Here is a 21,814-nt window from a genome sequence, read left to right as displayed (position 1 = left end):
CCATGACCAGTTTCAAGAGACAGTCCATCCTTGCAGCGGCGGCTTCGGCTTTCGCACTCCTTGCCGCGAGCCATGCGTTCGCCGGAGAAGGCAATGACCGCTCGGCCTTCGGCTGCAGCAATCTCGAAGACATTTCCGAGTTGCAGATGATCGAAGGCAAGGACGGCATGTTCTACCGCATCCTCGCCGACATGCGTCTGCAGCATGCCTTCACGCCGGAAGTGATCGACCGGATGGCGGAGATGGCCAAGGCGCTGGAGGCGAAGGGGACGACGCTGATCTACGTGCCGGTGCCGACCAAGTCGCAGGTGCTGCCGCAATATGCGCCGCAGCGGGCCGAGCTCTACGGCTTCGACCCGTCGATCGCCAGGGCCGTCTACGACGACGTCGTCGAGCGGTTGAATAAGAAGGGCGTGAGGACGATCGATATCGCCAGCCCGATGCGCGACAATCCGGAAAACCAGTTCGGCGAGCTCGCCTTCTTCAAATCCGACTTCCACTGGACGGCGCAGGGCGCAAATGCCGCCGCCGAGGCCGTCGGCGAGAAGATCAAGTCGCTGCCGGAATATGGCGATGTCACGCCGGTCAAGTTCAAGCGCGAGGATGGCCCGGTCTCCAGCGAATTCTCCAGCATGCGCAAGCTCCTGCAGCAGCATTGCATCAGCAGCGTGCCGCAAGTGAAAGCGCATACTTACGTTGTTTCCCGCGATGATGATGCGCCGGCCGACGGCGATGCCGGCAGTGGCCTCGACATTTTCGGCAATGAAGATACCGGCGGCATCGCGCTGATCGGTACCAGCTATTCGGACAAGACGATCAGCAATTTCGCCGGCCTGCTGCAGTACTGGAGCGGCCTTCCGGTCGAAAACTACTCGATCTCGGGCGGTAACCAGTTCGGTTCTATCCTGTCCTACATCACCTCGCGCGAGTTTCAGGAGCAGCGGCCGCGCTTCCTGATCTGGGAGAACCCGATCTACAACAATCTCGGCCAGTACGGCGACGGCCCCTGGTACGAAATCATCGCCGCCTCGCGCGGCGAATGCGACCAGGAAATCAAGCTGAGGCCCGGCGAGGCGAACAGCTTCCACGCCGATCTTTCGAACGTGTCCTTCGCCCCGGGCGATGTGCTGCTGGCCGACGCCGGCGACGGGGGCAACCGCAAGGCGACCTTCGCCTTCACCGGATCGGACGGCGAAGTCCGCACCCGTTCGATCAGCCGTGACGATCGCCTGCGCGCGACCGGACGCTATTTCGCCTCGACGGCCGGCATGCCGAAAGGCGCGCTGAACGGCCTCGATCTCACCTTTGACACCAATGCTGGGTCCGACACGACCCTTCATATCTGCAAGACCAACCTTGGAGAGCAATCATGAAGACCATTCTTGCACTCGGCGCTTCCGCCATTTTCTCGATCACCGCGCTCGTCGGCGCCGCATCCGCCCAGGATGCCGGCCTCTACGCCAAGCCGATCGATCCGAACTCCGCCTTTGTGCGGGTCATCTCGCCGGGATCGTCCATCGCGTCCGTCAAGGGCAGTTCGTTCTCCGGCTTGACCGACGGCGTATCGCCCTACGTAGCCGTCGATCCCGGTGACATCAATGTCTCCTCCAGCCTGACCAATGCCAAGGTCGAGGCAGGCGCCGGCAAGTTCTACACCGCCATCCTCACCCAGGACGGCACCAAGACGGTGGTGGACGACATGTCCAAGAACCCGGCCAAGGCCAGCCTGACGCTCTACAACCTGTCGGATGCTGCGGATGCATCCGTCTTCGTCCCGCAGGCCAAGTCCGAGGCGATCTCGAAGGTCGAAATGGGTGGATCCAAGTCCGTCGCACTGCGGGCTCCCCTCAAGCTCGATCTCGTCGTGAAGGCGTCCGGCAAGGATGTCGCCGACCTGAAGACGGTCGAATTCAAGCGCGGATCCGGCATCACCGTGATCGTCACCGGCTCCGGCGACAAGCTGTCCGCCGTGGCGGTCCCGAGCACCATTGCCCGCTGACATCAACAGGAGTTCCGGAGGTTACCATGATCAAAACGCACGTTCGAAAGCTTTCGCTGATTGCAGGCGTCATGTCGTTGGCCGCCGGAACCCCGGCGCTGTCGGACCCGATCACCGTTCGCTTCATGCCGCCGGAGGTCAAAGGCCTGCCGCACAATGTCTGCGCCCCGCGTCTGCGTGACGACCAGATCGTTGCGCAGTGGCAGGCCTGGGACCAGAAGTCCCTGCCGAAGAAGGATTCCTATGCGATCCAGCGTGACATGGGCAGGCTGCGCGATCTCGACGCGGCCAAATACCAGAAGATCGTCACCCGTATCATAGCCCTGCTGCCGACGGTCGATCCCGGCTACACGGATACGGACCAGAAGTTCGACACCGTGCGGCTGATGCTGGCGCTCGGCGAGGCCGACAAGGTCCGTAGCCAGCGGCTGATCGCCACCCTTCTCACCCGCTCCGACTTCTCGCCGGGTTCCCTCAACACGCTTGCCGACTTCGTCTTGGCAGGACGAGGCATCGAGGCCGACCGCGCTGCCGGACTGAAACTGAAGGTGGAAGCCGCCTATGGCGGCAATGCCGACGCCATGCTCGATCTCGCAACGCTTGCCCGCAATGGCGAGAAGGTCGAGGACTGGGACATCGAACCGGAAATCGCCGTCAACATGGCCTTCGGCTCGCTCGTCGGCGTCCTGAACGCCGGCATATGCGACCGCGTCGGCCGCATCGCCCGCGAGTTTTCCAAGGGTGAACTGGTCACGAAGGACATCGCCGCCAGCGCGGCGTGGTACAAGTTTGCCGCCGATCTCGGCGACAGCTATTCCGCCTGGAAAGTGGCGGAGTTCAATCTCGAAAGCGACGAGATCGACAAGGACAATTCCGTCCTCATCAAATACATGAAACAGGCTGCCGAAGGCGGCAACATGTCGGCCATGCTGGAAATGGGCCGCACCTATGCCGAAGGCTCGTTGATCGAGAAGGACAGGGCCCAGGCATTCAAGTTCTACGACATGGCCATTGCCGCCGGAAACCAGGCGGCGCTCGTTCGCGAAGCCCAGCTTCTCGAAGAGACAAAGGATCGCTCGCCGGCCGACCGGGAAGCCTATGAGAAGGCGCTTCGCAAACTGGTCAAGCGCGATCAGCCGCCGCCATGGGCCTTCACCCGGCTCGCCCGGCTGATCGTCGCCAGGACGGGTATCTGGGAAGAGCCGCCGGAGGTGCGTGAGCTTCTGGAAAAGGCCGTCAAGCTCGGCGACGCCGATGCCAAGCTCGACCTCGCCGATCTCATCCTGCGCCAGTCGCCGGATGCGGGCGGTGTTTCGCGGGCTTCAACGCTTCTGACCGACGCCGTCGAGGGCGACGGCAAGATCGACGCGATCGCCGACCTGCACCGGCTCTATCTCTGCGTCTCGCCGAAGGGACCGGACATCAAGACCGCCTCCTATTGGAGCGGGGTCGAGGATGCGGCCGGCAACAAAACGCTAGAGATCGATCCCGACAAGGTCGATGAGATCTCGAAGAAGAACGATCCGCTGCTGGTGGCGTCCATGCAGACGCAGGCGCTCTACCGGCGTCCGAATGCGCTGGCCGTCTACCAGCGCTATCTCCACGATACCGGCCGCACGCAGGAGGTTCTCGCCTTCTGGAAGAAGTACGGTTCCAATCAGGTTGGCGTCGATGCGGCGGTGGCGCTGCTCGACTTCAAGCAGCAGCTCCTGAAGGGCAATATCCCCGAGGCTCGAAAGACCATCGATGCCGCGTCGGGCGCCGGCAACAAGGATGCCGGTCTGAACTTCGCCCGCTTCCTGATCGAAAACTACATCACCGATCGCAAAAGCCTGGAGCAGGCGCAGGCAATCCTCCAGCCGCTCGCGCAGGCCGGTATCGGCCGCGCCGTCGAGCTTCTGGAGCAGGTGGAGCAGGCACTTGCCGGAGGGCAGACCGATACCGTATCAAAGTACCAGCAGGCCATGGCACGCTATGGCGACATGTCCGCCCAGCTCATTCTCGCTGGCGCGGCGGACGACGCGCAGACGCGCGACATGTACTACCGGCGTGCGGTCGGATCCCAGGGGTGCGACTACGACGACACGATGGCGCTCGCCGAATTCGCCGTCCGCAACAACAAGGCCGACGACGCCGGCCGTTGGCTGACGATTGCCCGCTACCTCGCCGGCGACGATTCCTGGCGCAAGGTCAAGATCGGCGATGCCTACCAGGCGATGAACACGCCGCAGGCCGTGCAGACCGCCCTCGAACTCTATCAGGAAGCCCGCAAGCAGAAGGAAACCTCGGCCTATTACCGGCTGGTCAAATATTACGGCAACGATCAGACCGCCGCCTATGCGCCGCAGACCGCCGGCAATCTCTTCGTCGAACTGTTGAAGGTCTCGCCGCTGAAGGAAATTCCGGGTGAACTGGCAACGCTCGACAAGCTGAAGCCCGCCATCCGCAATGCGGTGACCGCTCAGATCGACATCAAGGACCTCTACACCCGTTCGGCGGAGGCAGGCCAACCGGTCGCCATGCGCGAACTGGCCAAGCTCATTCAGAACGGCCCGGTGAAGTCTGCCGCGGCTGCGACCGAGGCGGTCGACTGGCTCGACCGATCGGCCAAGGGCGGAGATGCGGAGGCGATGTATTTGCTGTCGCAGTCCTACGCCTTCGGCACGGGCGTCGAGCCTTCCTTGGAAAAAGCACGTTTCTGGCTCAAGAAGGCCTCGGATGCGGGGTATGAGCAGGCCGGAAAGACCCTTTCCCTCATGACGATTCAACCGGAAGGATGACGTTTTGACCCACTATCTCACCCGTATGCTCTCAGTCGCCGGCTTTTGTGCCGCATCCGCCGTCCTCCTGGCGCAACCGGCAGCTGGCGCAAGCGGGTCGGGGGACTGTTTTGCCGTTCCCCGACCCGTAGTCTCCCTGAGTTTCGGCAGCCGCTACGAAGCGAATTCCAAGACCCGCTCCGATATCGACGAGTCCTCGAACGCCAAGGTCGATGCGGCGCTGAAGCCGGTGGATCAGTTCATTCAGGACCTGACCCGCTATGCCAACAAGGTGCGCCAGGATCCGCAGAAGAACCACGACCTTGCCGTATGCGTCGTCAAGGCCATCGATACATGGGCCAAGGCCGATGCCCTGAGCGACATGGAGACCGACAATGCCAAACTGGCGGTGCCGTCTCGTATCGGCGGGATCGCGATCGCCTATTCACAGGTCGTATCCGAAGCCACCCATTATCCTAACGAGCGACGCAGGATTGCACGTTGGCTGCGGGTGCGCGCCTACGAGACGATGGCCTTCTTCGATTATCGCGCACCGCCCAAGGCCAGCCGCAACAATCTCAGGGCATGGGCGGGCCTTGCGGTCGGCCAGATCGGCGTCATGCAGAAAAACACCAAGCTCGTCGGCTGGGCGCTCGAAACCAACCGCGCAATGCTGGCGGACGCCTCGACCAACGGCACGTTGCCGCTCGAGATGGGGCGCGGAAAATACGCGCTGCACTACCAGATTCATGCGCTTGGCCCGTTGACGACATCAATGGCGCTGATGTGTGAAGCCGGCTACGGCAATCGCGGCGCCGATATGGCGAAACTGGCGAAGATTGTAAAGTTCACGATGAAGGCGGTCGACAACCCTTCTATCGTCCAGCCGATCGCCGGCAAGGCGCAGAAGTTCTCCAAGGGGATCAAGGCCAACGACCATTCGCTGGCTTGGGTCGAGCCCTATATCGCCATGACCAATGACCGGTCGCTGTCGAAGGCGGTTGACGGCTACAGGCCGTTCTCCAACTCCAAGCTCGGCGGCAACATGACCGAGGCCTACGCCAACCGCTCGATCAGCTGCAGCACCGGTGGCGGCTGATCCGCCCGGGCTTGATGATCAGGACTGAAGATCGGAAATTTTCGACGACGGTGTGAGGAGGATCATGGGCTTGTCGGCCTGTGCATCCTTCTGCACTTCGTCGATCTGCCAGTCGAGGACTTCTGTCTTCACGAGCTCGCGGATGGCGTCCAGGTTGGGTGTACGGCCATGGCTGCCGGCAAGCGCCTCGCCCAGGCGATGGACGAGCGACGCCGTACGCTGGGTTGCGGAAAAACCAGAAATTTCGCGATCAGTGGCCATGGCAATCTTCCAACGAGAGGCAATTGCGACGATATTAGGGCAGGGGGCCTACCAAACGTTTAAGTCCCTCTGCAGCTTTCGGCTCAATTACCACTGATTGATCGGCCAATCGAGCGCCATACCGCCTCAGATGGCCCGAAAACCGGCAAATTCGCAAGATTTCGGGATATCTCAACGCGAAATTTTATTCCGAAATCCGCTGCAAGTCTCTTCCCGTCGGGCGGTGATCCGCCGATAGCGCTCCGCCCGACGTCATCTTCGGCCCTTCACACCGACGAGATCTTCAGGAGACGGGCGATTTCGCCGATGATTCCGCGGCGGAACAGGAGTACGGCGGCGATGAAGGTCACGCCGATCACCACCTGAACCCACGAGCCGATGCCAGCCAGTTCGTGCTGCAGCGTGACGATGGTGACGGCACCGATCACCGGCCCGAAGATGGTTCCCATGCCGCCGAGCAGTGTCATCAGGATCACTTCGCCCGACATCTGCCAGTGGGCGTCGGTCAGCGAGGCGAACTGGAAGACGACGGCCTTGGTGGCGCCGGCAAGGCCAGCCAGCGAGGCGGAAATGATGAAGGCGATCAGCTTGAAGCGGTCGACGTCGTAGCCGAGCGAGAGTGCTCGCGGCTCGTTCTCGCGGATCGCCTGCAGCACCTGCCCGAAGGGCGAATGAATGGTGCGGTAGATGATCAGGAATCCGACAATAAAGATCGCGGCGACGAAGTAGTACATCTGCAGCGGCTGGCCGAGATCGACGATGCCGAACAGCGTGCCGCGCGGAATGCCCTGAAGGCCGTTTTCACCACCGGTAAACGGCAGTTGCAGGGCGAAGAAATAGACGATCTGCGCCAGCGCCAGCGTGATCATGGCGAAATAGATGCCCTGCCGGCGGATCGCCAGCGCGCCGATCACATAGCCAAGGACAGCCGCGAAGAGGGCGCCCGTGAGGATGCCGAAGAGCGGCGGGAAGCCCCAGACCTTGATCACATGGCCGGCGATATAGGCCGCGCCGCCGAAGAAGGCGGCATGGCCGAAGGAGAGAAGCCCGGTAAAGCCGATCAGCAGGTTGAACGCGCAGGCAAACAGCGCAAAGCACAGGAGCTGCATGACGAAGACCGGGTAGAGGAAGAGCGGTGCGATCAGCACGGCGGCGATCAACAGCACCCAGAGGATCCCGCGTGCCAGCCGCGCCCGCGGTGAGTTTTCCTGCAGCCCCTGCTCGTCGAGCGTGGCGGTTTCGGCGACGGCCTGTTCCATGTTGCCTCCTCGAGCGCTTTCCATCAATTCTGCCGTCCGAACAGGCCGGCGGGCCTGACCAGCAGCACCACGACCATCAGGAAGAAGATCACCGTATTGGCTGCCGGCGCATAAAAGACCTTCGTCACACCCTCGACGAGGCCAAGGGCAAAGCCGGAGACGACCGCGCCCATGATCGAGCCCATGCCGCCGATCACGACGACTGCGAAAATGACGATGATGAGGTCGGCCCCCATCAGTGGGCTGACGGAGTAGATCGGCGCAGCCAGCACGCCGGCAAGGCCCGCAAGCCCGGTGCCGAAGCCGAAGGTCAGCGTCACCATCAGCGGCACATTGATGCCGAATGCCTTCACAAGATCCGGATTCTCCGTCCCGGCCCTGAGCATCGCGCCGATCCGCGTCCGCTCGATGACGAACCAGACTGCGAGGCAGACGACAATCGAAAAGACGATCGCGAACAGCCGGAACTTCGGGAACATCATGAAGCCGAGATTGACGACGCCGCGCAGCGATTCCGGCTGGCCGGGATAGGGCGTGCCGGAGGCCGAGAAGAAGTTGACAAACAGGCCCTGCAGCACCAGCGTCACGCCGAAGGTCAGGAGCAGGCTGTAGATCGGGTCGAACTTGTAGAGCCATTTGAGCATCGTGCGTTCGAGCAACATGCCGAAACAGCCCACCAGTATCGGCACCAGCACCAGCGCCATCCAGAAATTCACATGCAGTCCGTCGAGCCCGATCCAGGCGCCGAAATAGGAGTACAGGATCAGCGCCAGGAAGGCGCCGGTCATATAGAGCGCGCCATGGGCGAAGTTGACGACGTTCAAAAGCCCGAAAATGATGGCGAGGCCCAGACTGAGCATGGCGTAGAAGACGCCATTGTTGAGGCCCAGCATGCCTTGGGCAAGGATCAGCTTCAGCATGAATTCGGCCTCCTCAAACGCTTAAGTAATGGTTGAGCTTGTCCATGCTCGTTTTGACGTCGGCGTGCTCGATCGTATCGATCACCCGACCGTGCTCGATCACGTAGTGCCGGTCGGCGACTTCTGCGGCAAAGCGGAAGTTCTGCTCGACGAGCACGATCGTGTAGCCCTGGTTCTTCAGCCGGCGGATCGCCTCGCCGAGCGTCTTGACGATGACCGGCGCCAGGCCTTCGGTGATCTCGTCGAGCAGCAATAGCCGCGCGCCGGTCCGCAGGATCCGCGCGATCGCCAGCATCTGCTGCTCGCCGCCGGAAAGCCGTGTGCCCATGCGCCGGCGCACCTCGCGCAGGTTCGGGAACATGCCGTAGATGTCGGACAGGCTCATGCCGCCTTCGCCGACGACCGGCGGCAGCATCAGGTTTTCTTCCACCGTCAGGCTGGCGAATATGCCGCGCTCTTCGGGACAGTAGCCGATGCGCCCGAGCGGCGCGATCCGGTGGGCCGGCTTGTCGATGAACTCGTCTCCGTTGATGGCGATCGATCCCGTCCGGCGCGACACCATGCCCATGATGGCGCGCAACGTCGTCGTCCGCCCGGCGCCGTTGCGGCCGAGAAGCGTGATCAGCTGGCCTTCGCCAAGCTCGATGTCGATGCCATGCAGGACGTGGGATTCGCCATACCAGGCGTGCAGGTTCTCGATTTTCAGCATCGGCCTTGTCAGCGTCGCGGTGGTCATGCGCCGGCCTCCTCGGCCTTGATGCCCATATAGGCTTCCATCACGGCGGGGTTCTTCGAGACGGTCTCGTATGGCCCTTCGGCGAGAATTTCGCCGCGGTTGAGCACGGTGATCTTGTCGGCGAGGTCTGCGACGACGCCGAGATTGTGCTCGACCATGATGATCGTGCGTCCGGCGGAGACCTTCTTGATGAGTTCCGCCACCTGGCCGACGTCCTCGGTGCCCATGCCCTGGGTCGGCTCGTCGAGCAGCATCAGCTCCGGCTCGAGGCCGAGCGTCGTGGCGATTTCGAGCGCCCGCTTGCGGCCATAGGGCAGTTCGACGGCATGCACATGCGCGAACCGCTTCAGCCCGACCTGATCCAGCCGCTCCATGGCCTCGTCGTCGAGCGAAGACAGGAGGCTCTTCGACCGCCAGAAATGATAGCTGACGCCGAGCCGCTTCTGCAGCGACAGCCGGACGTTTTCCAGCGTCGTCAGGTGCGGGAAGACGGCGGAAATCTGGAACGAGCGAACGATGCCGTTATTGGCGATGTCGACGGGTTTCCAATGGGTGATGTCCTTGCCGTTGAAGAGAATCTGGCCCGATGTCGGCGTCAGGAACTTCGTCAGGAGATTGAAAACGGTGGTTTTGCCGGCCCCGTTCGGCCCGATCAGCGCGTGGATCGTCCCGCGCTCGATATTGAGATTGACGTTGCGGACGGCATGAAAGCCGCCGAAGCTCTTGTTGAGCTGCTTCGCTTCCAGAATGAAATCGCTCATGAAACCGTCCAATCCTGCCGGGTCTTGCCCTGATGCCCGGCTTTGCGGAGGAAGCGGCCGGCAAGCCGACCGCTTCTCACATGTTACGCCAGTCTCATCACTTCACAAGCGGGCAGCCGCCGTCGGCGAGCGACGCATAGGCCTCGTCGCCCGGAATGGTGCGGACCACCTTGGCGACGTTCCACGGATCCGATGCGCCTTCCTGCACCTGCAGCAGGTACATGTCATGCACCAGCAGGCCGTCCTTGCGGATCATGCCGCCCTTGGCGAAGAAGTCGTCGATCTTGCCCTTGCCGAGCTCCTCGCGCACCGCGTCGGCATTGTCCGTGCCGGCAGCCTGGATGGCCTTCAGATAGGCCATCGTCAGCGAATAGTCGGCGGCGTGGACGAAGGTCGGCGCCGCGTCGTTGGAGTACTTCATGTACTTCTCTTTCCAGGCGCGGGACTCGTCGTCGAGGTCCCAGTACCAGCCGGTCGTGAAGTTCAGGCCCTTGGCGACATTGGTGCCGAGGCTCTTCACGTCGGAGATCAGCACCAGCATGCCGGCGAGCTGCTGGCCGCCGTCGACGATGCCGAACTCATGGGCCTGCTGGATGGCGTTGACCGTGTCCTGGCCGGCATTGGCAAGGCCGATGACCTTGGCGCCGGAAGACTGGGCCTGCAGCAGGTAGGACGAGAAGTCGGTGGTCGCCAGCGGAACGTCCGACGAACCGACGACGCTGCCGCCGAGCTGCTTGACGACGGCCGAGGTGTTGTCCTGCAGGGCATGGCCGAAGGCGTAGTCGGCGGTGATGAAGTACCAGCTGTCGCCGCCGTTCTTGACGACGGCGGTTGCCGTGCCGACCGGCAGGGCATGGGTATCGTAGCCGTAGTGGATGCCGTATTTGGTGCAGGCCTTGCCGGTCAGGTCGGCGGAAGCGGCACCCGTCGCCATGGTGATGACGCCCTTTTCGGAGGCCACCTGCTGGACGGCGAGCGCCACGGCCGAGTTGGTCAGGTCGGTGATCATGTCGACGTGGTTTTCGTCGATCCACTGGCGGGCGGTCGCCGAGGCGATGTCCGCCTTGTTCTGGTGGTCGGCGGAAATGACCTCGATCTTCTTGCCGAGCACGGTGCCGCCGAAGTCTTCGACAGCCATCTTGACGGCGGCAACGGCGCCGTCGCCGCTGAAGCCGGTCGAATAGACGCCGGACATGTCGCCGAGCACGCCGATCCTCACGACGTCATCGGAAATGCCTTCGGCCATGGCGGAATTGGCAGCCATGAGCAGGGCTGCAGCACTTACGCTTCCATAAAAAAACGACTTCATAGTTCCTCCCTTTCGGTTCATGCGGGATTTTGAAGATCATCCGGTGTTCTTCGTGGTTCTGGCTCCGGAAGAGTTTGGCGGACACCCGCGACGCCCGCCTGTCTCCCGGAAATTGACCGGATCATGCAGTCGAAACTCTGGAGCCATTCTCTCCCTGGGCTCGCAGCGTTCCGTAGTTCTCCTCTGCGTTTCCTCCTCAGGCCTGATCGCGCTGGATGGATCTCAGATATTCGATCATGGCAGAAAAATCCCGGCCTGACCCGTTATTGTCCAGAAACTGCCGGTAGAGCGCCAGCGCGTGTGCGCCCATCGGCGTCGCCTGGTGGACTTCTTCGGCGGCCTGCTGGGAAAGACCGAGGTCCTTGGTCATCAGCTCGGCAGCGAAACCCGGCTTGTAGCCGTTGTCGGCCGGCGATTTGGGACCGACGCCCGGAACCGGGCAATAGGTGTTGACCGACCAGCAGGAGCCGGAGGACGTCGAGATCACGTCGAAGGCCGCCTGTGCCGAAAGCCCGAGCTTGTCGGCAAGCGCAAAGGCCTCGCAGGCGCCGATCATCGAGATGCCGAGCAGCATGTTGTTGCAGATCTTGGCCGCCTGTCCGGCGCCGCCGTCACCGCAATGGACGACCTTGCCGCCCATGACGTTCAGAAGGGGCAGGGCCTTGTCGAACGCGGCCTTCGAGCCGCCGACCATGAAGGTGAGCGTTCCGGCTGCAGCACCCGACGTTCCGCCGGAAACCGGTGCGTCGAGCGGCATCAGCCCGGCATCCCCCGCCATGCGATGCGCCTCCCGGGCACTGCCGACGTCGATCGTCGAGCAATCGATGATGACCGCGCCCTTGTCGGCGGCCGGCACGATTTCGCCGAACACCTTCAGCGCAATCGACCCGTTGGGCAGCATGGTGATGATGAATTCCGCGCCGGCGGCAGCCTCCGCCGCGCTTGCGGCAGGATGCATGCCTTCGGCCTTCGCATTGGCGAGTGCTTCGGAAACCGTGTCGTAGACGTGAAGTTCATGGCCGGCCTTGGCAAGATTGATCGCCATCGGCAAGCCCATGTTGCCGAGCCCGACAAACGCTACTCTGGCCATTGAAAAGCCTCGTGCGTCATGGGTTCCTCCTCCCGTTCGCATTTCGGTACGTGCCGGTTTGTGCCATCTCATGCCGCGGGGCTCCCATCCCGTCGGCCAAGTCGCACGCTCCATATGGCAATTCATATATGCGATTGCTTCTGCAAGGCTAGGGGCTTGATCGCCATACCATTGTGCGATTATGCTCATATCATGTTCTTTGATTGGGATGACTTACGCTATTTCCTCTCCGTCGCCCGTACGGGACGGCTGACGGCGGCCGCCGGGCGGATGGGCACCGATCATGCCACCGTAAGCCGCCGCGTACGGGCTCTCGAGGAAAAATTGGGAGCGGCGCTGTTCACCCGCTCGCCGCGAGGATACACGCTGACCGACATCGGCGAACGCCTGCTCAAACACGCAGAGGACATCGAAAGCACCGCGGCGCATATCCACAATGACATTGCCGGCGAGCGCTTTTCCTTGAGCGGCGCCGTGCGCATCGGCGCGCCAGACGGTTTCGGCAGCTTCTTTCTGGCACCGCGGATCGGCGAGCTGGCAGCGCGCAATCCCGAACTCGAACTGCAGATCGTGGCCATGCCGCGGGTCTTCAACCTGTCCAAGCGGGAGGCTGACATCGCCATAAGCCTGTCGCGGCCAGAGCGCGGCCGGCTGTTTTCCCGCAAGCTCGTCGATTACACCCTGCATCTCTATGCCTCAAAGGACTATCTGCGCCGTCATGGCCCGATCACCCGCAAGGAGGAGTTCGCCCGCCATCTGCTGATCGGCTACATCCCCGAACTCATCTACACACCGGAACTCGAATATCTCTATGCGGTCGGCGAAAATCTCTCGGCCCGGCTGTCCAGCACCAACCTCATTGCCCAGCTGAAGGCGACGGAGGCCGGGACGGGGCTCTGCATCCTCCCGGACTTCATCGCCGGCGACCTGTCGTCGCTGGTTCCCGTCCTGCCGGACATGGTCGAGCTGCGGCGAACCTTCTGGCTGATCGCCCACGAGGATTCGCGCGAATCCGCCCGGGTGCAGACGGTCATCCAGTTCATCGCCGAACAGGTGGAACAGTCTCATCGCGACTTTGTCCGGTCCTACAAACCAACCGCTACGACTGGCAATGTTGCAAGACGCTGATGCGAGTTGATTGCCGCGTCGGGATCGGCTTCAAATGTGGGAAGATTTGGATTTGTAAGGAGCGTTCGGCATGGTCTCGACGGTGGACTTGAACTCGGACATGGGCGAAAGCTTCGGCGCCTACCGGATGGGCGACGACAAGGCGATGCTCGACATCGTCACGACAGCGAATGTCGCCTGCGGCTTTCATGCCGGCGATCCCGTGGTGATGCGCGACACGATCCTTGCCGCCAAGGCGCGTGGTGTCGCCATCGGCGCGCATCCCTCCTTCATGGACCTCTATGGCTTCGGACGGCGGCGGATCGTCGGCGACAGCCCCGCCGATCTCGAAGCACAGCTCATCTACCAGATCGCCGCGATTCAGGGCATGGCCCGCGCGCTCGGCTGGCCGATCACCCATGTGAAGACCCATGGCGCGCTCAACAACATGGCGGCGGAGGACCCCGATCTGGCGGCCGTTTGTGTGCGCGCCGTCAAGGCGGTCGACCCGTCGCTCGTCTTCGTCTGCCCGCCCTATTCGGAAATGACGGCGGCGGCGGAAAAGGCCGGTCAGCCGGTCGTCTGCGAGGTCTTCGCCGATCGGACCTATACGCCGCAGGGGCGCCTGACCTCCCGCAAAATGGAAGGCTCAGTGATCCACGATCCGAAACAGAGCGCCGACCACGTTCTCTCCATGGTCCGAGACGGCCAGATTATGACGACGGCGGGAACGAAGCTGCCGGTCGAGGCGGCCACCGTCTGCCTGCATGGCGACACGCCGGGCGCGGTCGCGATGGCGAAGGCGCTCCGGGAGGCGCTGACGGCCGAAGGGATTGCCATCCAACCCTTCGCCATGCCGGTCGGACAAATCTGACATTTCGCCCTGTCGGCACCAAGCCCCTTGACGCCGGCCGGCTTTCGCTCCTACCCTTGGCGCATTCACCAGGGGGGTCCCGCAAGGGGCTGAGATTCTGCTGGGCTTTTTCGAAAGCAGCGCAGTGACCCGTTGAACCTGATCCAGTTCATACTGGCGTAGGGACGGTGCTAGCGCTGCTGACGCGACAAAACCCGAATTCCGGGACGTCGCTGGCGTCTTACCATCATTCCGGCTTCGAACTGGGTCTCCAACTTGAAACATTGGAGCCTCAAATGAACATTGCCGCCAAGAATATCACCCCCGACATCACCAAGGGGCCGCTGCCCGCGTCCACTAAGGTTTACAAACCGGGCGAAATCCATCCGCATATTCGCGTGCCGATGCGCGAGATCGCGGTTCACCCGACCGCGGGAGAGCCGCCGGTCACGGTCTATGATTCCTCCGGTCCCTACACGGACCCGGCGCAATCGATCGACATCGAGAAGGGCCTGCCGCGCCTGCGCGCCGACTGGGTTACCGCCCGCGGCGACACGGAGGAATACGAAGGCCGTATCGTCAAGCCGGAGGATAACGGCTTTGCCACCGGCGAACGCCTGACGCCGGAATTTCCCAACCTGCAGACTCCGCGCCGGGCAAGGGACGGCAAGGCCGTCACCCAGATCGCCTATGCCCGCGCCGGCATCATCACGCCGGAAATGGAATTCATCGCCATCCGCGAGAATCTCGGCCGTAAGGCGCTGAAGGAAAAGCTTGCCCGCGACGGAGAGAGCTTCGGCGCGGCCATCCCGGATTTCGTCACGGCGGAATTCGTCCGCGAGGAAGTCGCCCGCGGCCGGGCGGTCATCCCGTCCAACATCAACCATCCGGAAGCCGAGCCGATGATCATCGGCCGGAATTTCCTGGTGAAGATCAACGCCAATATCGGCAACTCCGCCGTCACCTCGTCGATGGCCGAAGAGGTCGAGAAGATGGTCTGGGCGACCCGCTGGGGCGCCGACACCGTCATGGATCTGTCGACTGGGCGCAACATCCACAACATCCGCGAATGGATCATCCGCAACTCGCCGGTTCCGATCGGCACGGTGCCGCTCTACCAGGCGCTCGAAAAGGTCGGCGGCATTGCCGAGGATCTCACATGGGAGGTCTTCCGCGATACGCTGATCGAACAGGCGGAGCAGGGCGTCGACTATTTCACCATCCATGCCGGCGTCCGGCTTTCCTATATCCCGCTCACCGTCAACCGCGTCACCGGCATCGTCTCGCGCGGCGGCTCGATCATGGCCAAGTGGTGTCTGCATCATCACAAGGAGAGCTTCCTCTACGAGCATTTCGAGGAAATCTGCGACATCTGCCGCGCCTATGACGTGTCGTTCTCGCTCGGCGACGGCCTGCGGCCCGGCTCGATTGCGGACGCCAACGATGCCGCGCAGTTCGCCGAACTGGAAACGCTCGGCGAACTGACGCAGATCGCCTGGGCGAAGGATTGCCAGGTCATGATCGAGGGCCCGGGCCATGTGCCGATGCACAAGATCAAGGAGAACATGGACAAGCAGCTCGCCGTCTGCGGCGAGGCGCCGTTCTACACGCTCGGACCGCTGACGACCGACATCGCTCCGGGCTACGACCACATCACGTCCGGCATCGGGGCGGCGATGATCGGCTGGTTCGGAACGGCGATGCTCTGCTACGTCACGCCGAAGGAGCATCTGGGCCTGCCCGACCGCAACGACGTGAAGACCGGCGTCATCACCTACAAGATCGCCGCCCACGCTGCCGACCTCGCCAAGGGCCATCCGGCGGCGAAGATCCGCGACGATGCCTTGTCGCGCGCCCGCTTCGAGTTCCGCTGGGAGGACCAGTTCAACCTCTCGCTCGACCCGGAAACGGCCCGCTCCATGCATGACGAGACGCTGCCGAAGGAGGCCCACAAGGTCGCCCATTTCTGCTCCATGTGCGGACCGAAATTCTGCTCCATGCGCATTTCCCACGATATCCGTGCCAAAGCGCAGAAGGAGGGCATGGAAGCCATGGCCGCAAAATACCGCGAGGGTGGCGATCTCTACATGCCGGTCGATGAGGTGGGGAAATGAGGATCTCGCGAGACTACCCCCTCTGGCCTGCCGGCCATCTCCCCCACAAGGGGGGAGAAAACCTGCGGCAAGGCGTCGCTATTTTGTGCACGCAAAGCGCCTTCGGCAAAGCCCCTCCCCCTTGTGGGGAGGGGTTGGGGAGGGGAAGAAAGGAGCGAAGACCATGCGCATCCTGATCAGGGGGGCCGGCATTGCCGGCCTCACGGCGGCGTTCGCGCTGGTCCGGCGCGGCCATGACGTCACGATCGCCGAGAGGGAAAATGCGATCGGCCTCGGCGCCTCGCATTTCGCCGGCGGCATGCTCGCCCCCTGGTGCGAGGGTGAGAGCGCGGATCGTGAGGTCGTGGAAGCGGGAAAGATGTCGCTTCAGTGGTGGGAAGACGCGGTCCCGGGGGCTGTGCGTCGCAACGGCACGCTGGTCGTCGCGCAACCCCGCGACGATGCCGAACTCGACCGCTTCGCCAGCCGGACCAGCCATTTCGAGCGGATTGGCGAAGAGGACATCGCCCGGCTGGAGCCGGCGCTTACCGGACGGTTCCGCCGCGCGCTTTTCTTTAAGGAAGAAGCACATCTCGACCCACGCATGGCGCTCGCCGGGCTTCATCGCGGACTTCTGGAAGCCGGTGCGATCTTCCGCTTCGAAAGCCCGAATTATCCCGACAGCGGCTTCGACCGTGTGATCGATTGCACCGGCTCTGCCCGGATCGGCGAAACCGGTCGGCTGCGCGGCGTGCGCGGCGAAATGCTCTATCTGCGGACGGAAGAGATCAGCTTGTCGCGGCCGGTCCGTCTCCTGCATCCGCGCATTCCGCTCTATGTCGCGCCGCAACCCGGCAACCGCTTCATGGTCGGCGCGACGATGATCGAGAGTGACCGCGAGGGGCCGGTGACCGCTCGTTCGGTGATGGAACTCCTGAACGCCGCCTATGCGCTTCATCCGGCGTTCGGCGAGGCCGACCTCATCGAGACGGGCAGCGGCATCCGCCCGGCCTATCACGACAACATTCCGCGCATCGGCGGAACAGGCCGGCATCTTTCCGTCAACGGCATGTACCGGCACGGCTTTCTGATGGCGCCATATCTCGCGGAAACTCTGGCCGCCAGCATCGAAGCCAGGCAACCGGCAATGGAGGTTTCGGCATGAAACTGACGATCAATGGTGAAGAGCAGGACGTCGCGGCGGAAACACTGGCGGCCCTTCTGTCAGCGCTCGATTACGAAGGTGACTGGCTGGCGACGGCGGTCAATGGCGAGCTTGTGCCGCGCAGCGAACGCGATGAACACATGCTTGCCGACGGCGACCGGATCGAGGTCCTCTCGCCTATGCAGGGAGGCTGAACATGCTGACGCTCTATGAAACGCGAGTTTCTTCGCGCCTCCTTCTCGGCACGGCCCGCTATCCGTCCCCGGCCATCATGGCCGATGCGGTCAAGGCTTCCCGCACGGAGATCGTGACGGTCTCTTTGCGCCGGGAAACGGCGGGCGGCGCGCGCGGCGGCCAGTTCTTCGACATCATTCGCGACCTCGGCGTGAAGGTGCTACCCAATACGGCCGGCTGCCATACGGTCAAGGAAGCGGTGCTGACGGCAAAGATGGCCCGCGACCTCTTTGCCACCGACTGGATCAAGCTGGAGGTGATCGGCAACCACGACACCCTGCAGCCCGACGTCTTCGGTCTGGTGGAGGCCGCGCGCATCCTGTCGGGCGAGGGGTTCCAGGTGTTTCCTTACACGACCGACGACCTCGTCGTCGCCGAACGGCTCCTGAACGCCGGCTGCCGCGTGCTGATGCCTTGGGCTTCGCCGATCGGTTCGGCGCAGGGGCCGGTCAATCCGGCCGCGTTGAAGTCGCTCCGCGCCTGGTTCCCCGATGTGCCGCTGATCGTTGATGCCGGCATCGGCAGGCCTTCGCACGCCGCTGCCGTCATGGAACTTGGCTATGATGCGGTGCTCCTGAACACGGCAGTCGCTGGTGCTACCGATCCGGTTGCCATGGCGAAGGCCTTTGCCGATGCCATCGACGCCGGCGCCATGGCCCATGGCGCCGGTCTCCTGGAGCCGCGCGCCATGGCGGTCCCCTCGACGCCGGTCATCGGCAGGGCGGTGTTCTCATGAGGCTCGATCCCTTCTACCTGATCGTCGACAGCGCCGACTGGATCGAACGCCTCGTGCCACTTGGCGTCAGGCTCGTGCAGTTGCGGATCAAGGACAAGGCGGAGGGTGAAATCCGCGCCCATATCCGCCGCGCGAAAGCGGTCTGCGAGAAGAACGGCTGCCGGCTGATCGTCAATGATTACTGGCAACTGGCGATCGAGGAAGGCTGCGACTTCATTCATCTGGGCCAGGAAGACTTGGCAGAAGCGGACCTTGATGCAATCCGCAGCGCAGGGCTGAAGCTCGGCGTCAGCACCCATGACGGCGAGGAACTGGACACGGCACTTGCGGCCAAGCCCGACTATGTCGCTCTGGGGCCGGTCTATCCGACCATCCTGAAGAAAATGAAATGGGCGCCGCAGGGGCTGGAGCGCATCCGTACCTGGAAGGACGCGGTGGCGCCCTTGCCGCTGGTCGCCATCGGTGGCCTCAATCCGGATCGGCTCGAGGGCGTCTTCCGGCACGGCGCCGACAGCGCGGCGGTCGTGACCGACATCACGCTGAACACCGATCCGGAGGCGCGCACGCGGGAATGGATCGAACGGACGGCACCATGGCGGTAGACACTGCGTCGCGACTGCTGGTGATTGCCGGCTCCGATTCCTCCGGCGGTGCGGGCGTCGTTCGCGATGTCGAGACCGCGACGGCTTTCGGCGTCAAATGCTCGATCGCCATCACCGCCGTCACGGCGCAGACGCATTGCGAGGTGCGTGCCGTCCAGCCGATGCCGGCACCCCTTGTCGAGAACCAGATCCGGGCGGCTTTCTCGGCCGGGGACATCGCCGCCGTCAAGATCGGCATGCTTGGCACGGCCGAAATCGTCGATGCCGTCGCAAACTCCTTAGCCGGAGTCGAAAATGTCCCGATTGTTCTCGATCCGGTGCTGTTCTCGACCTCCGGCAAGCCTCTCTTGGAGCCCGATGCGGCGCGGCTGCTGGTCGACCGGCTCTTGCCGTTAACGGCTCTGGTGACACCGAACCTGCCGGAACTGGAAGCGCTGGCAGACTTGCTTGGCCTTCCTGTTCAGCTTGGTGCCACCGCCATGGCAAGGGCGCTGCTGGCAAAGGGGGCGGCCGCGGTTCTCGTCAAGGGCGGCCACGCCGAAGGTCCGGATGCAGCCGACATGCTGGTGCGTCTGGAAGGAGAGCCGAAGATATATGCCTCGCCGCGCTTTCCGGTGGCAATGCGCGGGACCGGCTGCATGCTGTCCACCGCCATTGCCGCCGGTCTGGTGCATGGTCAGACTTTGGAAGCAGCAGTGGAGCGTGCGAAGGCCTTTCTGACGGATGCATTTCGAGCTCATGCCGGTGAGCTCTGACGACGGCGATCGACCCTGCGGCTCAGCCGAGTTCCAGCGTTGAAATGCCGAATACGCCGCTCATGTCGAGATCGGGCACGGGACCGCGGTACATCCGCCCCGTGGTGAAGCCCGCGGAAAAGCCCAATTGCCTCAAATGACGTGCGAATTCGACCTGCGGACCGGGGACGTCGATATGGATCGCATCGCCGCCGCAATCGTGCGAGAGGTCATTGAAAAGCGCCGTTGCGGCCTCGACATCTTGTGCGAAAAGCGGTCCCAGCTTGTATCCGTCCAGGCATTTTCGCAAAACTCCATAGCCGGCTAATTTTTCTTGCCTTAAAACCGCACGAGCGCGGTGAGGCCGTTCAAGCCACACGTTCAGGAACGATGTGCGGGGGCCAGGAAAATAGGATCGATCGAAGGCGACGATGTCGTTGCGAAGCTTCGCATTGGCAACGGTCTGCGTCTGCCCGCTGAGTGCTATGGATCCCGGTTTGCCGCTCCAGCGAACGGTCTCGTATGCCGGGACGAAGCCCATGGACGCATAATTCGCTTGCTGTTGCGGCACGCCGTCCAGGCCGATCGTGCGCCCGGCAAGCGCGGCCATGCCGGCATCCCACACCAGCCTGCCATAGCCCTTGCCGCGATGCTCGGGCCTGCAGATGTAAAGGCCTATGAAGCCGAAATCCGTGCCATAACGCACGGCGGATATGCCTGCGACGAAAGTGCCGTTGACGAAACAGCCTATGAAGCCGTCCGGATCGGCGGCGGCAAATGCCTTCGCATCCCCAGGGCCGGGGTTCCAGCCTTCATTGCCGGCCCAGCTCACCAGTTCGGTGATCTCATCCGGTGTGAGCGTCCTGACGGTCGGCGAGGGCATCATCAAGCCTAGTCCGTCTTGTGGCGGTCGGCAAAAAGGCGCGCCGCGATAGTCATCAACGACAGGTCGGACCCCCGCGGTCCGATCAGCGACAGGCCGAATGGCGCACCTTCTATGAGACCCGCGGGAAAGGTCACCTGCGGCAGACCGGCCATGCCGGCGACGGAGAGAAGCCGCATCGCATCGTGGCGATAGCTGTCGAACACGCTGGCAGGCGCATCCAGCCGGAAGGGAGCGTCATGAACCGCCGGCGCCAGAAGAACGCCGTCGCTGCCGAGCAGTGCGTCGATTGCGGTGCGGAAATCTTCGCGAAGCGAGATCGCCTCGTTCTCCTGTTCTTCGGTCACGGCCTGTGCGAAGGCCACCCGATCGTCGAGCCCGCGCGCCAGTGGCATGCCGCTTTCGAGAATGAAATCGAGTTGCGACCGCTTGATGTCGCAGGTCTGGACGATCCGGAAAGCCTGGTAGAGCGCATCCGCCCCGCCTTCCGGATATACGGAGACCATGGCCGTGGACAGGTCGGAAAAGACACTGTCGTAGAGCGCACGGCTCGCCGCCGGCAGCGGTTCGATCATGTCGATAGGTTGCAGGAAACGCGGGGCATCGGGCAACGGCGCCGCGTCGGGCCCCATGAGCACCGTCCCGACATTCGCCAGCGTCTCAGCATCGCGGGCAAAGAATCCGCAGGTGTCGAGGCTCGCGGCCAGTTCCATGCAGCCGGAGAGGGAAATCCGCCCGTGCGTCGGCCGCAATCCCCATATGCCGCAGAAGCTTGCCGGCGCACGGATCGAGCCGCCGGTATCCGTCCCGAGCGCGATATCAGCGAGGCCGCCGGCAACCGCCGAGGCCGAACCGGATGATGACCCGCCCGGAATGCGGCCGGGGGCGGCCGGATTGACCGGTGTGCCGAAATGCGGGTTCATCCCGTAAAGCGACCAGGCAAGTTCATCGGTATGCGTCTTGCCAACAAAGCGGGCTCCGGCGTCAAGCAGAGCCTGCACGGCGGGAGCATTCCGGTCCTTGATCGCGCTTGCTGCAAGCTTCAGCGGCGAGCCGCATCCGGTTCTGTATCCCGCGACGTCGAAGAGGTCCTTGACCGCAAGCGTGAGGCCGGCGAGCGGTCCGCCGGTTGCATTGGAAACCGGAACGGCGGGATATGGCAGAAAGGCATGGAGTGGGTCGTTTTCGATCAGCATGGTATAGTTGTGGCCCAA

At 63.1% G+C, this 21,814-nt stretch carries 21 protein-coding genes and 1 riboswitch; of the genes, 12 read left to right on the top strand and 9 right to left on the bottom strand.

The genetic code is table 11. The features are described from left to right. Positions 1–2 precede the first annotated feature (2 nt). From NN662_RS18775 to NN662_RS18760, 4 genes are read left to right on the top strand one after another with little or no spacing between them, the layout of a single operon-like run. A complete protein-coding gene (locus NN662_RS18775; protein ID WP_261931730.1) occupies positions 3–1,373 on the top strand; it encodes an alginate O-acetyltransferase AlgX-related protein in 1,371 nt (456 codons plus the stop codon). After that, complete coding sequence (locus NN662_RS18770) at positions 1,370–1,999, top strand: alginate O-acetyltransferase AlgF (RefSeq protein WP_261931729.1); 630 nt, start codon at positions 1,370–1,372, stop codon at positions 1,997–1,999. The genes NN662_RS18775 and NN662_RS18770 overlap by 4 nt, the downstream gene beginning before the upstream one ends. A 26-nt stretch (positions 2,000–2,025) precedes the next feature. Further along, positions 2,026–4,779 (top strand): sel1 repeat family protein, encoded by a 2,754-nt coding sequence (locus tag NN662_RS18765; protein WP_261931728.1) that lies wholly within the window; start codon positions 2,026–2,028, stop codon positions 4,777–4,779. A gap of 4 nt (positions 4,780–4,783) precedes the next feature. Continuing rightward, complete coding sequence (locus tag NN662_RS18760) at positions 4,784–5,857, top strand: alginate lyase family protein (RefSeq protein ID WP_261931727.1); 1,074 nt, start codon at positions 4,784–4,786, stop codon at positions 5,855–5,857. 18 nt (positions 5,858–5,875) lie between these two features. On the opposite strand, the gene NN662_RS18755 is transcribed toward NN662_RS18760, so the two are convergent. The 7 genes from NN662_RS18755 to mmsB form a co-directional block, all read right to left on the bottom strand. Further along, positions 5,876–6,118 carry a hypothetical protein gene (locus NN662_RS18755; RefSeq protein ID WP_261931726.1) on the bottom strand — a complete coding sequence of 81 codons (243 nt, stop codon included), beginning with the start codon at positions 6,116–6,118 and terminating at the stop codon, positions 5,876–5,878. A gap of 266 nt (positions 6,119–6,384) precedes the next feature. After that, positions 6,385–7,377, bottom strand: a complete 993-nt coding sequence (locus tag NN662_RS18750; RefSeq protein ID WP_261931725.1) for a branched-chain amino acid ABC transporter permease — start codon at positions 7,375–7,377, stop codon at positions 6,385–6,387. Positions 7,378–7,400: 23 nt separating this feature from the next. Next, positions 7,401–8,294: a branched-chain amino acid ABC transporter permease gene (locus NN662_RS18745; protein WP_261932031.1), complete on the bottom strand. Its 894-nt coding sequence runs from the start codon at positions 8,292–8,294 to the stop codon at positions 7,401–7,403. 16 nt (positions 8,295–8,310) lie between these two features. Continuing rightward, on the bottom strand, positions 8,311–9,033 hold the full coding sequence (locus NN662_RS18740) for an ABC transporter ATP-binding protein (RefSeq protein ID WP_261931724.1): 723 nt from the start codon (positions 9,031–9,033) through the stop codon (positions 8,311–8,313). Beyond that, a complete protein-coding gene (locus NN662_RS18735) occupies positions 9,030–9,794 on the bottom strand; it encodes an ABC transporter ATP-binding protein (protein WP_261931723.1) in 765 nt (254 codons plus the stop codon). The genes NN662_RS18740 and NN662_RS18735 overlap by 4 nt, the downstream gene beginning before the upstream one ends. Positions 9,795–9,891: 97 nt before the next feature. Continuing rightward, a complete protein-coding gene (locus tag NN662_RS18730) occupies positions 9,892–11,103 on the bottom strand; it encodes an ABC transporter substrate-binding protein (RefSeq protein WP_261931722.1) in 1,212 nt (403 codons plus the stop codon). A 196-nt stretch (positions 11,104–11,299) separates the two neighbouring features. Beyond that, positions 11,300–12,193: a 3-hydroxyisobutyrate dehydrogenase gene (mmsB, locus tag NN662_RS18725; protein WP_261931721.1), complete on the bottom strand. Its 894-nt coding sequence runs from the start codon at positions 12,191–12,193 to the stop codon at positions 11,300–11,302. 192 nt (positions 12,194–12,385) lie between these two features. Between mmsB and NN662_RS18720 the strand changes: the two genes are divergently transcribed. From NN662_RS18720 to thiD, 8 genes are all read left to right on the top strand, one after another. Continuing rightward, positions 12,386–13,321 carry a LysR family transcriptional regulator gene (locus tag NN662_RS18720; RefSeq protein WP_261931720.1) on the top strand — a complete coding sequence of 312 codons (936 nt, stop codon included), beginning with the start codon at positions 12,386–12,388 and terminating at the stop codon, positions 13,319–13,321. A 70-nt stretch (positions 13,322–13,391) separates the two neighbouring features. Beyond that, positions 13,392–14,174: a LamB/YcsF family protein gene (locus NN662_RS18715; protein WP_261931719.1), complete on the top strand. Its 783-nt coding sequence runs from the start codon at positions 13,392–13,394 to the stop codon at positions 14,172–14,174. Positions 14,175–14,234: 60 nt separating this feature from the next. Next, positions 14,235–14,357: riboswitch (TPP riboswitch) on the top strand. Positions 14,358–14,449: 92 nt separating this feature from the next. Beyond that, a complete protein-coding gene (gene thiC / locus NN662_RS18710; RefSeq protein WP_261931718.1) occupies positions 14,450–16,267 on the top strand; it encodes a phosphomethylpyrimidine synthase ThiC in 1,818 nt (605 codons plus the stop codon). 163 nt (positions 16,268–16,430) lie between these two features. Continuing rightward, a complete protein-coding gene (gene thiO, locus NN662_RS18705) occupies positions 16,431–17,411 on the top strand; it encodes a glycine oxidase ThiO (protein ID WP_261931717.1) in 981 nt (326 codons plus the stop codon). Beyond that, positions 17,408–17,605, top strand: a complete 198-nt coding sequence (thiS, locus tag NN662_RS18700) for a sulfur carrier protein ThiS (protein ID WP_261931716.1) — start codon at positions 17,408–17,410, stop codon at positions 17,603–17,605. Before thiO ends, thiS begins: the two co-directional genes overlap by 4 nt. A gap of 2 nt (positions 17,606–17,607) precedes the next feature. After that, positions 17,608–18,381: a thiazole synthase gene (locus tag NN662_RS18695; protein WP_261931715.1), complete on the top strand. Its 774-nt coding sequence runs from the start codon at positions 17,608–17,610 to the stop codon at positions 18,379–18,381. Further along, positions 18,378–18,983 (top strand): thiamine phosphate synthase, encoded by a 606-nt coding sequence (locus NN662_RS18690; protein WP_261931714.1) that lies wholly within the window; start codon positions 18,378–18,380, stop codon positions 18,981–18,983. The genes NN662_RS18695 and NN662_RS18690 overlap by 4 nt, the downstream gene beginning before the upstream one ends. Then, positions 18,974–19,738, top strand: a complete 765-nt coding sequence (gene thiD / locus NN662_RS18685) for a bifunctional hydroxymethylpyrimidine kinase/phosphomethylpyrimidine kinase (RefSeq protein WP_261931713.1) — start codon at positions 18,974–18,976, stop codon at positions 19,736–19,738. Before NN662_RS18690 ends, thiD begins: the two co-directional genes overlap by 10 nt. 22 nt (positions 19,739–19,760) lie before the next feature. Here the strand turns inward: thiD and NN662_RS18680 are convergent, their stop codons facing one another. Both NN662_RS18680 and NN662_RS18675 read right to left on the bottom strand, forming a co-directional pair. Then, the gene (locus tag NN662_RS18680; RefSeq protein WP_315972603.1) at positions 19,761–20,603 is read right to left on the bottom strand and encodes a GNAT family N-acetyltransferase; all 843 of its coding nucleotides are present in this window, start codon (positions 20,601–20,603) and stop codon (positions 19,761–19,763) included. A 5-nt stretch (positions 20,604–20,608) separates the two neighbouring features. Further along, entirely contained in the window at positions 20,609–21,814 is a 1,206-nt protein-coding gene (locus NN662_RS18675; protein WP_315972602.1) for an amidase, read from the bottom strand.

It is taken from the genome of Rhizobium sp. NRK18 (assembly GCF_024385575.1).
In the GTDB taxonomy this organism is placed as follows: Bacteria; Pseudomonadota; Alphaproteobacteria; order Rhizobiales; family Rhizobiaceae; genus JANFMV01.
Note: the sequence above shows the minus strand (reverse complement) of the source record. Positions and strands in the feature narration are given on the sequence as shown.

What these genes read in the sequence shown, in the direction of transcription:
- NN662_RS18740 (WP_261931724.1), bottom strand. Translation starts at nt 9,033, where the DNA reads ATGACCACCGCGACGCTGACAAGGCCGATGCTGAAAATCGAGAACCTG.
- NN662_RS18730 (WP_261931722.1), bottom strand. Translation starts at nt 11,103, where the DNA reads ATGAAGTCGTTTTTTTATGGAAGCGTAAGTGCTGCAGCCCTGCTCATG.
- thiD (WP_261931713.1), top strand. Translation starts at nt 18,974, where the DNA reads ATGGCGGTAGACACTGCGTCGCGACTGCTGGTGATTGCCGGCTCCGAT.
- NN662_RS18775 (WP_261931730.1), top strand. Translation starts at nt 3, where the DNA reads ATGACCAGTTTCAAGAGACAGTCCATCCTTGCAGCGGCGGCTTCGGCT.
- NN662_RS18715 (WP_261931719.1), top strand. Translation starts at nt 13,392, where the DNA reads ATGGTCTCGACGGTGGACTTGAACTCGGACATGGGCGAAAGCTTCGGC.
- thiS (WP_261931716.1), top strand. Translation starts at nt 17,408, where the DNA reads ATGAAACTGACGATCAATGGTGAAGAGCAGGACGTCGCGGCGGAAACA.
- NN662_RS18735 (WP_261931723.1), bottom strand. Translation starts at nt 9,794, where the DNA reads ATGAGCGATTTCATTCTGGAAGCGAAGCAGCTCAACAAGAGCTTCGGC.
- NN662_RS18765 (WP_261931728.1), top strand. Translation starts at nt 2,026, where the DNA reads ATGATCAAAACGCACGTTCGAAAGCTTTCGCTGATTGCAGGCGTCATG.
- thiO (WP_261931717.1), top strand. Translation starts at nt 16,431, where the DNA reads ATGCGCATCCTGATCAGGGGGGCCGGCATTGCCGGCCTCACGGCGGCG.
- NN662_RS18770 (WP_261931729.1), top strand. Translation starts at nt 1,370, where the DNA reads ATGAAGACCATTCTTGCACTCGGCGCTTCCGCCATTTTCTCGATCACC.
- NN662_RS18755 (WP_261931726.1), bottom strand. Translation starts at nt 6,118, where the DNA reads ATGGCCACTGATCGCGAAATTTCTGGTTTTTCCGCAACCCAGCGTACG.
- NN662_RS18680 (WP_315972603.1), bottom strand. Translation starts at nt 20,603, where the DNA reads ATGATGCCCTCGCCGACCGTCAGGACGCTCACACCGGATGAGATCACC.
- NN662_RS18720 (WP_261931720.1), top strand. Translation starts at nt 12,386, where the DNA reads ATGTTCTTTGATTGGGATGACTTACGCTATTTCCTCTCCGTCGCCCGT.
- thiC (WP_261931718.1), top strand. Translation starts at nt 14,450, where the DNA reads ATGAACATTGCCGCCAAGAATATCACCCCCGACATCACCAAGGGGCCG.
- NN662_RS18750 (WP_261931725.1), bottom strand. Translation starts at nt 7,377, where the DNA reads ATGGAACAGGCCGTCGCCGAAACCGCCACGCTCGACGAGCAGGGGCTG.
- NN662_RS18690 (WP_261931714.1), top strand. Translation starts at nt 18,378, where the DNA reads ATGAGGCTCGATCCCTTCTACCTGATCGTCGACAGCGCCGACTGGATC.
- mmsB (WP_261931721.1), bottom strand. Translation starts at nt 12,193, where the DNA reads ATGGCCAGAGTAGCGTTTGTCGGGCTCGGCAACATGGGCTTGCCGATG.
- NN662_RS18695 (WP_261931715.1), top strand. Translation starts at nt 17,608, where the DNA reads ATGCTGACGCTCTATGAAACGCGAGTTTCTTCGCGCCTCCTTCTCGGC.